The following is a 13,619-nucleotide window of genomic DNA, read 5'->3' as shown; positions in this document are numbered from 1 at the left end:
GCCCAGCGCGACGCATGGTCCCGTTCGTGATCCACCACCATCCGGACCGCTCGCTCGCGAACCTCGGGTGAGAACTTGTTCGTCGTCTTGCTTGTCATGGCCTCTTCCTCTCAGGAGTTGAGGCCTTCGGCAAACCCGGAGCGGTTCACTATCTGCGGACTGGGACACTTAAGTTGTCAGTCCCCACAAGGCTGGTCCGGGTCCGCGGCTATCGGTTTTCAACAGATGGAGATGTGCATCCGTCTGCTGGCCGCCTGAAGCGGTTGTTACTGCGAGCCAGTTGAGATCGGGGCCACCGAAGGCGCAGCAAGTCGCATGCGGCGCTGCAAGAGAGACGGCCATCAGCGGGGAACCGTCCCGCCCAAAGGCCCGGACAGTTCCGTCTCCGTACTGGCTGGACCAGAGGACGCCGGCGCTATCCACGCAAGCGCCGTCGGGCCGGCTCAGGCTCCCGGCAGTCTGAAAGGAGCTCTCGCGTTGAAAGACCTGCGCCGTCCTCGGGTAAGGAGTCCGCCAGATCGATCCAAGCCGGCTGTCGGAGACGTAGGCGGTGCTCGCCCCAACGTCGAAGGCCAAACCATTGACCGCTGAAAGACCTGCGGCAAGACGCGTGAGCGCTCCTGAAGGCTCGAGACGGAAGACGCTTGCGGGAGGCCCGTCCGCCGCGATCGATAACTCACCGACGACGAACCTTCCCCATGGGTCCACCTTCCCGTCGTTCAATCTGAGGCCCGGGGCCATTTCAGGGGCGGCCACGAACACATAATGGCCCTCAAGGGGCCGGAACAATCCGATTTCACGCGCGGCCGCGACGAGCAGCCATTCCGGATCTTTGGTCAGGGCGAGTGAATAGACCGGGCGACCGGTCGGGTAGCGCGTAACCTCATGGGTTGACCAGTCAAGGCGCAGGACGACGGCCTGGAGGGTATCCGTCCACCAGAAACTGTTGCATCTCGAATCCCAAACGATGCTTTCACCAAGGGCATTGCCAACCTTAACGACCTCCACCGGGCCTGTGATCATTCGACGGCTGCAGTCCAGGCGGCGACCAGCCCCTGCGCGCGGGCCGAAACGACCGAAGGGGTATCGCCTGGGCGATAGAGCCTGGTTCCTATTCCCACACCTGCGGCTCCTGCCGATCGCCACCCGGCAAGCCGGGACACATCGATTCCGCCGACAGCATAGACGGGCGTGAGGAGAGGCAGGACAGCGCTTAGAGCCTTGAAACCGGATATGCCCAGGACATCGGCCGGATAGAGCTTCAACCCCGAGGCCCCGGCCTTCAGCGCCAGGAAGGCCTCCGTCGGTGTCATTACACCGGGAAGTGACACGGTTCCGAGATCGCGCGCGCGTCTTATCACGGCGGCGTCGCAGTTAGGGGAGACGATCAGGCGCGCGCCCGCTTCATGGGCGGACGTTACGGCCTCCGGTGTCAGGACGGTGCCGGCACCGACGAGCATCCGGCCAGCCATGCGATCGGCGAGCCTTGCGATACTCGCCAGTGGATCCGGCGAATTCAACGGAACTTCGGCCGCTCGAAACCCGGCCTCGAACAGGGCGTCGGCAATGCCGTCGATCTCGGGAGCCGTGATCCCTCGCAGGATGGCGATCAGCGGCGGCAAATCGTACGGGCCTATGGTCATCGATGGCTCCAGATCCGGTAAAGACCGCGGACGGCTGCGACCGAGGCGGGGACGCAGCGGGACAGGTTCAGCCCAGCATCGGAAAGGGCTGCAGAATAAAGTGCGGCCAGCGGGCCGTCCGCAATCAGTACGATCGGTCGTTCGCCGAACGCGTTTCTCGCTGCACTGATCTCGGCGCCGATCAGCAGGCCGGATAGCCGCGAGGCAGCGTCAGCAGGCTGCATCCCGTCGAGGTGTGCGACGCGGATCGAAAACAGCTGCTGGATCAGGGCCGGCGTAGCCAGGGCGTCGCGGACGCCTGAACGGAACGCGGCTCCGGGTTGCGCGCGGGCCTCGCCGAGGGACTGTGACAACACCGAGTGCCGGGCCAGAAGACCAAAGGCTTCGCCGGTCATGAAGGTGGCGAAATCCTCCATACCGGAGGGCCCGGCCAGGATCCATTTGGAATGGGTTCCGGGACACAGGGCGACCTCGCCCGGGAGTATTTCAGCCCCGATTGCAAGGGTCTCCTCACCGCGCATCACGTCGATGAGCCGTCCCGCCTCGCCCCGTTTGGCTAGTCCCGGAACGACCGTCACACTCCGGCGCGAGGGCGCGCGGACGAGGCCGGCGACCAAGCGGCCCAGACCTGACGGCAGGTCGACGTAAGGGGCTTCAACCCAGCCGTGCCGCGCACCGATCATGCCGCAGGCAAGGATCGGTGCGTCGGTGGGCCAGCCCTCTATCAGGCCGGACAACCTCGCCTCGAAACCGACGCCCGGCAACTGGGCCACGAGTGCGTCACGCTCATCTACCACAGCGCCCTGCGCGTCGAGAAGCCAACCCCTGAGGTGGGTGCTGCCCCAGTCGACGGCGATCACAGTCTGGCCCGAGGCCGCTCTGGTTCGCGGCTCCCACAAAAGAAAGCGCCCGGGCATCTTGCCCGGGCGAGTATCCGAAGTGCCGGGAGAGCGCTGCGGTGAGACATCGGCGTCAGGGACCTCAGAACCTGGCGCTCAAGGTGGCTTTGAAGATCCGCCCGTAGATCACGTTGGTCCGCAGTGCCTCGGGCACGGCGTCGAACGTCCGCTGCTGGCTGTTCGTCAGATTGTTGCCTTCCAATGTCAGGGAGACTGCATCCGTGAAATCGTAGCGGAAGGTCGCCGAAAGATCCTTGTAGGTGTCGTTGAACACGCCTGTGTTCGCTACGGACAGGGCGACCAGATATTCGTCGCGCCAGTTGTACGCGAGACGGAAACTCATAGGCCCCTGTTCGTAGTAGCCTACCAGGTTGATATTGTTCTTCGACAACCCCGGGAAAGTCAGCGTCCGGCCACTGATATCGGTGATCGGCGTTTCGGAGTCGATGAAGGAATAGGTTGCGACGACCCCGAAACCGTCGAGAACCGGAAGGAAGGTCGACAAGGGAACTTGACCCAAAAGTTCGAGGCCCTGGATGGTGGCTCCGTCGCCATTGATCTTTCGGTTGATCAGATAGTTGGTCCCGGCATAGCTCTCGGCACTCTGTCGCTGGACGATGAAGCTGGAGACATCCTTGTAGAACAGTCCTGCCGAGATCATGGCTTCGGGCGCGAAATACCACTCGAGCGACAGGTCAGCCTGGGTCGCTGCGAACGGGTCAAGGTTAGGTGAGCCGCCGGAGCCCGTGCCTGGCGTCGTCTGAACACCGGCCACGAAGACCGCGTTGTTGGCGAGGGTGACGCCGTTGTTTAAATCCTCGGTATTCGGAAATGCAACGACGCGGGCGGCGCCAGCTCTCAGCAGCCAGTTTTCGCCCAATTCCAGCTTGGCCACTGCTGACGGGAGGATCTCCTCGTCCGTCCGCTCGAAGCGCGCAGCGGTCGCCGCGCCCGTACCGCTAAGAACGTTTCCGATTGAGGTCAGTTCTCGACGGACAAAGCGCAGCCCGACGTTGCCGGAAAGAGGCGCAGATCCCACCGTGCTATCAAAGTTCAGCTTTCCGTACCCATCGGTGAACTGTTCTTCGATGCTGAAATTGCCAGCGATCGAGTTCACTGTCGCCTGAGGGTTCAGGCACTGGCTGTTTTGTGAGACTGAGGCGAAACTGGTGAACGCTCCGCAGCCTGTCAGCGTCCCTTCCGATGCGACGAGGAAACGACGAGGCAGACCGGCAAACTGGCCGTCCATAAAGTCGGCATTGCTTCGCGCGTTCACAAACGAACCCAACTGGCTGGCGACGATGCCGCCGGCGGGTCGGATGTCCGCGCGCAGGGGGTTCTGGGTTGAGTCCAGGCTATTGAATCTCAGTCCTGCTTGCAGGGACGAGAGAAAGCCGTGATCGAGATCCAGGGTCCAGTCCGTGCGCGCCGCCAGTGTTTCTGTTTCGGCCCGGAACAGTTGGTCGAACAGGATCGTAAACCGGAGTTGGGTCGGATCCGTAAGATCAATTCCCCCGATGGTGAAGCTGCCAAAATCGCCATCCGTGAAATCAAAGTTGATCGTTGGCGTAATCGTGGTGATCGGCTGCAGGCGGAAGTAAAGCTGTCGGAACTCAGACTTAGAAATGCCGTAGGAGAGCTCTGCCGAGCCTGAGAGCGATTCGGTCAGGTCGAAGGTTCCGCGCACGGCCGAGGACCAGACTTCTGAGCTCACATCGGCGAACTCGGTATTCGTGAGCACAGCTCCGGCTGCGCGACCTGAGAGCAGGATGTCGTTGCTGGAATAGGTCGCGTTCGTCAGCCCGCCGGTTGGCGTGAAGGAAAGCCAGTACCGATCACGATCGGACTCCAGTTTCGAATAGAAGGTGTCGACCGTGAATTCCACTCCGTCGCGCGGCCGCCATTGGGCCACCGCGCTGAAGCCCAGCTTCTGGCGCTGTTCCTCGATCTCCTGCGCCCGCACATCGGCGTTGCCGAAACGGATGCGCGACGGGGTGACCGTCGTGTCGGTGTAACGAGCATAGCCCGAGAAGGTATCCAGCCCCTGCTGCGAAATGGCCCGATCAGAGTAGGACGCGGTCAGGAGCAGTCCCAGCGTGTCGTCGGCGAAAGTGTCCGAGATCAGGCCGAACAGCTCGTAGCCTGTTCCCTCCGCAAGTTCGTCGTAGCTGACACCAGCACTCAGGGCGACCCGCGTGCCTCCGGAAGCCAGCGGCAGCCTTGTCCGAATGTCGACGATGCCGCCAAGCGCCCCGGCAATCTGGTCGGCTCCGGCCAGTTTGGTCACTTCCAGCCGGGCGATCAGCTCGGATGGAACAAGACCCAACAAGCCGTAGGTTGACCCCCCCAGTTGGTCCAGTCCGTTGCCGCCGCGCCCGGTTGCATCCACAATCTGACGGCCATTGTAGAGGATGACGTTTTCACGCAATCCCCGAACCGAGATATCGGTACCCTCGCCAATGCCGCGCTCGACCTGAACGCCAGACACGCGGGCAAGGGACTCTGCGACGTTGGTATCGGGAAGCTTGCCGATATCGTCGGCGACGATCGCGTCTACGAACTGGTCACTCGAGCGCTTGATGTCGCGTGCCGCCTGCAGACTCTGCCGAATGCCGGTGACGATGATCTCATCGACCTGCGCAGCCTCCTGCGCGTCCTGTGCTGGAGCAGCCGCATCCTGAGCCAACGCGGCATCCGCGACGACCAGTGCAAGCGCAGCCCCGCACACCCCTGCGAACAGAGTTCCCCTCATCTCATCCTCCCTTGCGCCGTTTCGGTCAGCGGGCGTTTCACCCGCAGCCCACGGCTTGGAGCGGAAGATTGTTGCAACAATAGCGACAAGTCAAGCTATGCAAGCGGCGTCAGGGCGAGTCGAACGCCTCGATCCTGGCGGCGGCATGACGAAGGGCTTCGACGATTTCCGGCACCGCCGCTTCGGGTATCCAGCCGTAAACACCAATCGCACTATGGGTTGGTATCCCCACGGGGACCGCGACTGTGTGCTGGTCCGTGTCTTCCCGGACCCGAACACGGGCGAACCCGCGCGCCCGGGTCAAGTGTATCTCTGAGAGCAACGCTTCCACGTTTGCGTGGTGTGGAATCTCATGTCCCTCATAGGTCTCGCGAACGTGGGCATCGTCCAACTGGGCCAGCAGCGCCATGCCTATCCCGCCCGTAGAAGCCGGATAGAGACCGATACGCCCCAGTGCGTCCGAAGTCTGAACTCCGGGAGGGGCGTGATACAGATAGCTGACGCTGTCGCGCCAGAGCACGCCCATAGCCACGGTATGGCCGAAGCGCCGCAACTCCTCCAGCGCAGGCACGGCACGGCGCACGAGGCCCGAAGCAAACAGGGCTTGGGCGGCCAGAACATGCATCCCGGGTCCGCCCGTGTATTTCCGGTTCGCGGTCTGTCGTGCGATCCCGAGGTAGGCCAGCGTCTTGAGCAATCGATTAACCCGCGTCGGCTCGAATCCCAGCCTTCTGGCCAGCTCACGGCACCCGATCGGCTCGGGAGACGTGGCAAGCGCCTGGAGCGTGATGATCCCGTCGATCAGGCTCTGGTTCGGTTGGGCGTTCGGACGACTGCGCATGACGCCTAGGTCGGCCAATGACCGCGCGGTGTCTAGAGGGGCTCCAGCGCCGCGATCAGGCGATCCGTGGGTTCGAGACCCAACCCGGGACCCTGATTGACGATAAACTCTCCAAGGACGCACTGCGGCGCACCGGTCCAGAGATGGGCCACAGCGTCTACAATCGAATGCTGGTACTCATGCATTTCCACTCCCTGAAGCGCCGCCGACGCCTGCAGGCTGGCGCTCAGGAAGACGCCGGCACCGATCGTGGCGTGAGGAATGATCGGGGTGTGAAAACTCTCGGCCAACCTCGAGATCCGCATGAACTGGGTCACGCCCGTATGCCCCATCTCTGGCTGAACGACGCTGACGGCTCCCGCCTGCAATCGTGGCTTCGCATCATGGACCGTGCGCCACTCCTCGCCACCGGCGACGGGGGTTCGCGTCTGGCGCGCAGTCCAGGCCCAGCCTTCGATGTCCTCGGTCTTGCAGGGAGCCTCAGCGAAGATGAGGCCGATCGGCTCGAGGCGCTGGAGGAGAGCGGAAGCCTGCCCGCGGTCAAACATCCAGTGGAGATCGACCATCAGTCCAACGTCGGGCCCGAGGGCCTCTCGCAAGGCTCGCGCCTCGGCCTCGATGCCGTCATGACTGACGACCCCGGCGAACTTGATGGCCCGGCATCCGCCGGCGACAAGGTCTCGCGCCAGGCTGACGCGTTCCGCCAGCGTCGCGCGCGGCAGGCCCGAGGCATAGACAGGTACCCGGTCGCGCCTCGCGCCGCCCAGAAGTTTGTGCAGCGGCAGGCCCGTCATTCGTCCGCGCAGATCCCAGAGCGCGATATCCAGTGCGGCGATGGCATCGAGATAATAGCCGCCGATATAGCCCCGTACCCGCATGAGATCGTAGAGGTCCTCCCAGAGCACCTCGACATCATGGGGATCCCGGTCGATCACAGCGGGTGCGATGACTTCACGGATCAGTTCTGCAACCACCCGGGGCGCGATCAAACCATAGGTCTCCCCCCAGCCGACGGTTCCGTCATGTGTCGTCACGCGCAATACGACGGACCGGTCCTCGACCGGGTAGATCGTCCTGTTCGCACCCCTGACGATGTACCCTCGAGGATCGACCCGATCGCCCGGACCCACCGGGCCGAGGTAGGGGGTGTCACGCGCTCGCCGGACCAGGAATGGCTCCAGCCTGGCGATCCTCTTTCGCAGGCTCATCCGACCGTCGATGCTACTTGAGGCTCGCGAGCGACATGACCCAGCCGAGCCAGCCACGCCCTCAATTCCTCACGGTCATGCAGGTCAAGTGAAGGCCCCGGGGCCCGGGTGAACTCGCTGCGGATGACACCGCGCATCGCGAGGACAGCCTTGGTCAATCGCCACCGGTAAACGGATTGCATCATCAGGATGGGCATCATCCTTTCGTAGTAGCCCCGAGCTGCCGATATGTCGCCCGCATGGAAGGCCGCGACGAGAGCGACGTGGGTGTCAGCAAGTTCGGAAGCCGGCATGGTGCCGACCGCCCCCCGCGTCAGTTCGTCGATGATGTGGCGGCCGCCAGCCCCGCCGAAAACCCCCGCCAAACCGGGCGCCAACGTCAGAAGCTGACTGATGCGCGGGCCACAGGGAACGGTTTCTTCCTTGAGGTGAGTCACCGCTGGCGCTTTGCGGAGGATGTCGACGAGAGCCTCGACATCGAGTCCGAGCCCCATCGGCCGCGGGGCATTTTGGAGCAGGATATCGAGGGGGGCGGCTTCGGCCAGTGTGGTGTAAAAGTCGACCAGGCCCTGCAAGTCACCATCCAGCCGGTGGGGGGTCATCACCATGGCGGCCGATGCCCCGGCAGCGATGCCCGCTCTGGCGAGCGACACGGTCTCGTCGGTCGATATCGAGCCCGCCCCGACGATTAATGTCGTCCGTCCACGAGCGACTGATCCGATTGCCTTGATCAGGCCCAACCGTTCATCGAGCGTCAGATGATCGTACTCGCTGGCCAGTCCGGGAAACACGACGCCATCCACCCCGGCATCCAGCGTGAACTCCAGCACGTCCAGCGTCGAGCGCGTATCGACCTCGCCCGCTGCGTCAAAGATGGTCGGCAAAACCGGAAATACACCGTGCAAGACGCCAGACATCCTCGACCTCAGTTCCTCAGCGCCAAAACGCTGCTAATGTAGCAATGCTTCCTTGCGTTCTGTTGCCGCCGTGTCAAGTTGCCATGCACTATAAATGGGAAATCGGGCGGAAGACCCGAGTTGGCTCGGTGCCAGACGTTGCTGATGCCGGTACATTTTTGACGGGGAGATCGCAGGACTCATGGAAACCGAGACGCAGCCATCGGACAAGGCGCACGGAGGCGACCGGCTGCGCTGGTGGATCCTCGGGCTCCTGTTTTTTTCGACAGTGCTCAACTACGTCGATCGGCAGACCTTGTCGCTGCTGGCGACAACGGTCCAGGCCGATCTGAAGATGTCGGACATGGACTATGCCGGCGTCGTCCAGGGCTTTTTGATCGCCTACACCCTGGCCTATCTTGTCGTGGGCCGGCTGACCGACCGGTTGGGTTCAAAGATCAGTCTGGCGCTGTTTGTGGGCTGGTGGTCCATCGCCAACATGGCCACCGGCTTCGTGACCAATATGTCCCAGCTCTGGGCCGCGAGGTTTGCCCTCGGTTTGGGTGAGGCGGGCAACTATACGGCGGCCCCCAAAGCGGTCTCAGAGTGGTTTGCACCCAAGGAGAGGGCAATAGGCGTTGGCATTTATACCGCCGGTGCCATGGTCGGCGCCACCATTTCGCCTCCGCTGATTGGCTGGCTGGCCCTGACGCATGGCTGGCGTGCAGCGTTTGTGGTCACGGGTGCCCTGGGCTTCCTGTGGCTAGCGGCATGGTTCGCGATCTATCGACGGTCGCCACCCGTCCAGACGGAAGCGTCCGAAGCCGCGCCTTCGGAACTCCAGGTCTGGAAACTGGTCGTCTCTGACCGGCGCGTCTGGGCGCTCGTAGGCGCACGGTTCCTGACCGATCCAGTCTGGTATTTCTACCTGTTCTGGTTCCCAAAATACCTGTCGGACGATCGCGGCATGGGCCTGTTGCTCATCGCTCAACTGGCGTGGATCGTCTATCTGGCTGCCGACGCGGGCAGTTTGACGGGGGGCTTTGCTTCCGGACGCCTGATCAAGCGTGGCTGGGCGCCGGATCGGGCTCGCATGGCAGTCATGGCCGCAGCGGCGCTGATTGCGCCCGTGGGTGCCTTTATTTCGCTAAGCCCAGCCATTGGCATCACTCTCGGGCTCGCGGGGGTCGTCGCGTTCTGCCATCTGGTCTGGCAGGTCAACCTGACGTCCCTTGTGGTGGATCAACAGCCCCAGCCGCGAGTGGCGACGGCGTTCGGCCTGATTGCGGCCGGCAGCGGGCTGGGCGGCATGCTGTCGACGGGGCTTGTCGGTCGCCTCGTCTCGGTGGCCGATTACCATATCCTGTTCTTGGTCATGGCCTGCCTTTATCCCTTGGGACTGGTCCTGGCCGCAACAGCCGTCATCCCGCGCCGTAGAGACGCTGTCGCACATGTCTGAGGAAATCATCCTTGGCCTCGAATGGGGTCTCGCTGCTCTTCGGGCCCACTGGATCGCCCCTGACGGCCACCGTCTTGCAACGATAGGCGAGACGTTTGCTCTCGATCCCCGGGATCGACCAACTGCCGAGGCCAGGCTCAAAAGCGTTCTTGATCGTGGCCCCGTTCCCGTTCGTACGGGTGTGCTCTGCGGGATGGGTGCCGCACTTTTTGAGGGTGACGTGCCCTGGCTCCGCACCCTTTGCCCCGCGACGCCGGAACAGCTTGGTACCGATCTGGTCTTCCAGACCTTCGCGGGCGTCGACCTCGGGGTCAGCCGTGGGTTGAGGTGCTTATCCCTGTTTGGTGATCCGGACGTCCTGCGCGGAGAGGAGGCCGCCGCGCTCGGCCTCATCGATCGCCAGTCAGGCCCCGGCGTTCTCCTCAGTGTGCCAGGGCGTCACGGCAAATGGATCGTCTACGATGCTGGTGCCATACAGAGCTTCCATACCGCGATGACCGTCGAACTCCGCCAGTTGCTGGCCCAGCACAGTATTGTCGGACGGGGCTGGACGCCCGACGGACGAGCTGGGCCGGCGTTTTTTGCGGGTCTCGAGCGAGGCCTCGCCGGTCATGGCCTTCCCCGGGCCGCGTTCGTATTGCGCAGCGCAGTCGTGGCCGGAGATCAGACTGCGGCGGAGGCGGGAGACGCGGCGTGGGGGCTGCTAATCGGGGCCGACCTTGGCGATGCCCTGCCGAAACTGCGTCAAGCGCTTGGCGGCGTGCCGGTCACTGTGGCCGGAGCCCCGTCGATCGCCGCCCTTTACAAAGCGGCCTTGATACACCTCGAGGTCACCGTCAGCATCGCCGATGCCGATGATCTGGCGGCCCGCGGCCTGCGTCGCCTCTGGACTGAAGCCGGCCGACATCAGGTTCAGGCCGCATGACCGTCACCGGTCCAAAGGTCGCTGTCGTCAGCGGCGGTGCCGGCGGCATCGGTCGGGCGATTTGCCGGTCGCTCCGACGCGAGGGCTATCTGGTCGCGTCGCTGGACCGCCAGCCGTCGGAGAACGCGGACCTCGACGTGCTGGCCGATCTGGCAGACACGAGGTCGGTGGAGGCCGCGCTGGAGCGGGTGAAACGCACACTTGGACCCGTTTCGGCTCTAGTTCACGCAGCGGCGGCTACGGAGCACGCGACCACGCTCGACTCATCGCCCGAAGCCTTTGTCCGGGTCTATGACGTCAACGTTGCCGGAGCCGTCCGGCTCACGCAAGGATTGGCCGCCGATCTGATCGCAGCCCGTGGTGCCATCGTTTTCATCACCTCGATAAACGCGGCGTTCGGTGCAGCGGGCCTGTCGGCCTACGCCGCCTCGAAGGGCGGGCTGGAGACCCTGTGCCGGACTCTGTCGATGGAACTCGCCCCAGCGGGCGTCCGGGTCAACGCTGTCGCACCCGCCTCAATCGACACCCCGATGCTGCAGCAATCGTTCGATCTGAAACCCGATCCCGCAGCCGCGAGGCAAGCCAACATCGCCCGCCACCCTCTGGGGCGCCTTGGGACGCCGGACGACGTTGCAGAACTGGTGCTATTTCTTGTGTCCAGCCGAAGCGAGTGGATCACCGGCGCTGTCTTTGACGTTAACGGAGGCGCGTCGAACGCCAGGCGCTGATGATGCGGGTGTTGACGCTTACCTGCCGGGGCTGGAGTGCAGACGTCGTGCCGGAAAACGGCGCGGCCGTGCTCGGATTTGATAGCCCCCATGGCGAGGAGGTGTTGCGCCGGGGGCAAGATCCGGAAGGTTTGCCTCAATCCATGGCCTGTTTTCCGATGGTGCCGTTCTGGGGGCGAATGCCGGACCGGACCTTCGAATGGAATGGGCGGCGTGTGACCCTGGCCCCTAATCTTGCCGATGGCGGGGTCGCTCACGGGTTCGGATGGAAAGCTCCGTGGCGGACGGAGGTTCAGTCGTCCAGCAGCGTGGAACTGTCCTATTCGCACCCAAAAGGGAGGCGCGGATGGCCCTGGTCCTTCGAGGCCACGCTCAAGATCAGCCTGGGGCAGGGCGAGCTTGGCCAGCTTCTGAGGATCGTCAACACCGACGTCACTGCCATGCCGGCAGCCGTGGGATTTCACCCGTATCTCCCCGCCGCACCGGGGGCGGTGCTGGCGGGGCGCGGCGGTCATGGCTACGATCTGGATGCAGATGGGCAGCCCTCAAATGTTCGGTTGCCGGTGCCGCACCGCATGGCGGTAGATCAAACCCGCCACAGCCTGACCACCACTGGAACAGGGCTTGTGCTGGAGGATGGTCAGAACGCAAGGCGTCTCACCGCCTCGACAGACCAGTGGGTACTGTTTCGCCCGCCGGGAGAGAATCTGATCTGCCTTGAGCCTGTAACTGGAGCCGCGCCATCGAGCTGGGCCGGACCAGGAGACATGGATTTTCGTGGACTTGGGCCAGGCTGCTCGCGCCAAGTCCGCTTGTCGCTTTCCCTAGGACCGGTTTGAGATCCGTACGTTGAACTAAGATCTGGCCGTGCCGTGCTGACCCGGCAGGCCGGCGCACTCAGTCAGCCAGCTTTAGATGGATTTCGCTGAATGGCGCTTATTCGCGAAGGACAGCGGTTTCCCGAGTTTGAATCTGGACGTCTGGGGTGGGCAGCGCGGGCTCGACGTTAGCTATGAGACGATCCGGTGCTGGACCATACAGTTTCGGCCGCCAAGCCGAGACGGCGTCCGCCTAGAGCACTTTGCGATCTAATTGAATCGCAGGGGATTCCCAAGGGAGCCGGGTTCTGATTCAACATTCCTGCTGGAGGCGGAGGCCAGCATGAATGAGCAAGGCGCTTTCGGTGGATCTGCGGGATCGTGTGATCGCCGCGATTGAGGACGGGATGTCGTGCCGTCAGGCGGCGGCGCGGTTCGGGGTTAGCGCGGCCAGTGCGATCCGCTGGCGGTCACGGATGCGGACGCAGGGCGATGTACGACCTGGACCGCTGGGCGGGGACCGTCGATCCGGTCGCATCGAGAGCCACGCCGGCCTGATTCTGGGTCTGCTGGATCGGCAGACGGACATCACGCTTGCGGAGCTTCGGGCGGCGCTGGCGGAGCAGAGCGTGGCGACCAGCCTGTCGAGCCTGTGGCGGTTCTTCGTGCGCCGCCGGATCACGCTCAAAAAAAGTCGGCGCACGCGGACGAGCAGAGCCGTCCCGACGTCCTGATGCAACGGCGAGCCTGGTTCGAGAACCAGCTCGATCTCGATCCGGAACGGCTGGTCTTCATCGACGACCCGAAGGGCGGCGCGCAGCAGTCAAACCGGAGCCTCCACCAAGATGGCCCGCCGCCACGGGCGTGCGCCGCGCGGCCAGAGGCTGAGGTGCAGCGTGCCCAATGGTCACTGGAAGACCACCACCTTCGTCGGCGCCCTGCGGCTGACGGGCATGACCGCCCCGATGGTGCTCGACGGCCCGATGAACGGGGCCTGGTTCCTGGCCTATGTCCAGCAGGTGCTGGCCCCGACCCTGAATCCCGGCGACGTGGTGATCATGGACAACCTCGCCGCCCACAAGAGCACGCCCATCAAGGACGCGATCGAGGCCGTCGGCGCGCGGCTGCTCTTCCTGCCGCCCTACAGCCCCGACCTCAACCCGATCGAGAACGCCTTCGCCAAGCTCAAGGCGATGCTGAGAAAGGCCGCCGCCAGAGCCATCGACCAGCTCTGGGACGCCATCGCACGCATCATCGAGACCTACTCACCGCAGGAATGCGCCAACTACTTCGCCGCCGCAGGCAACGATGCAGACTGATCGGAAAATGCTCTAGTGGATTGATTCCATCACTTGGTGCCCGCGGTTAGCGGCGGCGATGATTTTGTCTGGATCGGCGGTCCAGACGAAGGGTTTGGGCTGCTGATTGTGATCGACGACGAAGCGGTTGA

At 63.7% G+C, this 13,619-nt stretch carries 11 protein-coding genes and 2 pseudogenes; 5 read left to right on the top strand and 8 right to left on the bottom strand.

Annotation, left to right across the window (positions count from 1 at the left end):
• Positions 1 to 168: 168 nt before the first annotated feature.
• The 7 genes from ACP7A5_RS17300 to ACP7A5_RS17270 form a co-directional block, all read right to left on the bottom strand.
• A complete protein-coding gene (locus ACP7A5_RS17300; protein WP_426043070.1) occupies positions 169 to 1,023 on the bottom strand; it encodes an SMP-30/gluconolactonase/LRE family protein in 855 nt (284 codons plus the stop codon).
• A complete protein-coding gene (locus ACP7A5_RS17295; protein WP_426043069.1) occupies positions 1,020 to 1,643 on the bottom strand; it encodes a 2-dehydro-3-deoxy-6-phosphogalactonate aldolase in 624 nt (207 codons plus the stop codon). The genes ACP7A5_RS17300 and ACP7A5_RS17295 overlap by 4 nt, the downstream gene beginning before the upstream one ends.
• Entirely contained in the window at positions 1,640 to 2,503 is an 864-nt protein-coding gene (locus tag ACP7A5_RS17290) for a 2-dehydro-3-deoxygalactonokinase (RefSeq protein WP_426043068.1), read from the bottom strand. Before ACP7A5_RS17290 ends, ACP7A5_RS17295 begins: the two co-directional genes overlap by 4 nt.
• A 121-nt stretch (positions 2,504 to 2,624) precedes the next feature.
• Positions 2,625 to 5,294 (bottom strand): TonB-dependent receptor, encoded by a 2,670-nt coding sequence (locus ACP7A5_RS17285; protein ID WP_426043067.1) that lies wholly within the window; start codon positions 5,292 to 5,294, stop codon positions 2,625 to 2,627.
• A 109-nt stretch (positions 5,295 to 5,403) separates the two neighbouring features.
• Positions 5,404 to 6,153, bottom strand: a complete 750-nt coding sequence (locus tag ACP7A5_RS17280; protein WP_426043066.1) for an IclR family transcriptional regulator — start codon at positions 6,151 to 6,153, stop codon at positions 5,404 to 5,406.
• A 14-nt stretch (positions 6,154 to 6,167) separates the two neighbouring features.
• Positions 6,168 to 7,343, bottom strand: a complete 1,176-nt coding sequence (locus ACP7A5_RS17275) for a mandelate racemase/muconate lactonizing enzyme family protein (RefSeq protein WP_426043065.1) — start codon at positions 7,341 to 7,343, stop codon at positions 6,168 to 6,170.
• Positions 7,340 to 8,260, bottom strand: coding sequence for a dihydrodipicolinate synthase family protein (locus ACP7A5_RS17270; RefSeq protein ID WP_426043064.1), 921 nt, complete (start codon positions 8,258 to 8,260; stop codon positions 7,340 to 7,342). Before ACP7A5_RS17270 ends, ACP7A5_RS17275 begins: the two co-directional genes overlap by 4 nt.
• A gap of 181 nt (positions 8,261 to 8,441) precedes the next feature.
• Between ACP7A5_RS17270 and ACP7A5_RS17265 the strand changes: the two genes are divergently transcribed.
• From ACP7A5_RS17265 to ACP7A5_RS17245, 5 genes and pseudogenes are all read left to right on the top strand, one after another.
• A complete protein-coding gene (locus tag ACP7A5_RS17265) occupies positions 8,442 to 9,698 on the top strand; it encodes an MFS transporter (RefSeq protein WP_426043063.1) in 1,257 nt (418 codons plus the stop codon).
• On the top strand, positions 9,691 to 10,623 hold the full coding sequence (locus ACP7A5_RS17260) for a 2-dehydro-3-deoxygalactonokinase (RefSeq protein WP_426043062.1): 933 nt from the start codon (positions 9,691 to 9,693) through the stop codon (positions 10,621 to 10,623). The genes ACP7A5_RS17265 and ACP7A5_RS17260 overlap by 8 nt, the downstream gene beginning before the upstream one ends.
• Positions 10,620 to 11,351, top strand: a complete 732-nt coding sequence (locus tag ACP7A5_RS17255; protein WP_426043061.1) for an SDR family NAD(P)-dependent oxidoreductase — start codon at positions 10,620 to 10,622, stop codon at positions 11,349 to 11,351. Before ACP7A5_RS17260 ends, ACP7A5_RS17255 begins: the two co-directional genes overlap by 4 nt.
• Positions 11,351 to 12,190, top strand: coding sequence for a hypothetical protein (locus ACP7A5_RS17250; protein WP_426043060.1), 840 nt, complete (start codon positions 11,351 to 11,353; stop codon positions 12,188 to 12,190). The genes ACP7A5_RS17255 and ACP7A5_RS17250 overlap by 1 nt, the downstream gene beginning before the upstream one ends.
• A gap of 326 nt (positions 12,191 to 12,516) precedes the next feature.
• Positions 12,517 to 13,488 (top strand): annotated as a pseudogene (locus tag ACP7A5_RS17245) (IS630 family transposase).
• A gap of 12 nt (positions 13,489 to 13,500) precedes the next feature.
• Here the strand turns inward: ACP7A5_RS17245 and ACP7A5_RS17240 are convergent.
• Positions 13,501 to 13,619 (bottom strand): annotated as a pseudogene (locus tag ACP7A5_RS17240) (IS630 family transposase); the annotation flags it as partial.

This window comes from Brevundimonas sp. TWP2-3-4b1, from assembly GCF_049897665.1.
GTDB classification, from domain to species: Bacteria; Pseudomonadota; Alphaproteobacteria; order Caulobacterales; family Caulobacteraceae; genus Brevundimonas; species Brevundimonas subvibrioides_B.
This window is presented reverse-complemented; position numbering and strand designations above follow the sequence as displayed.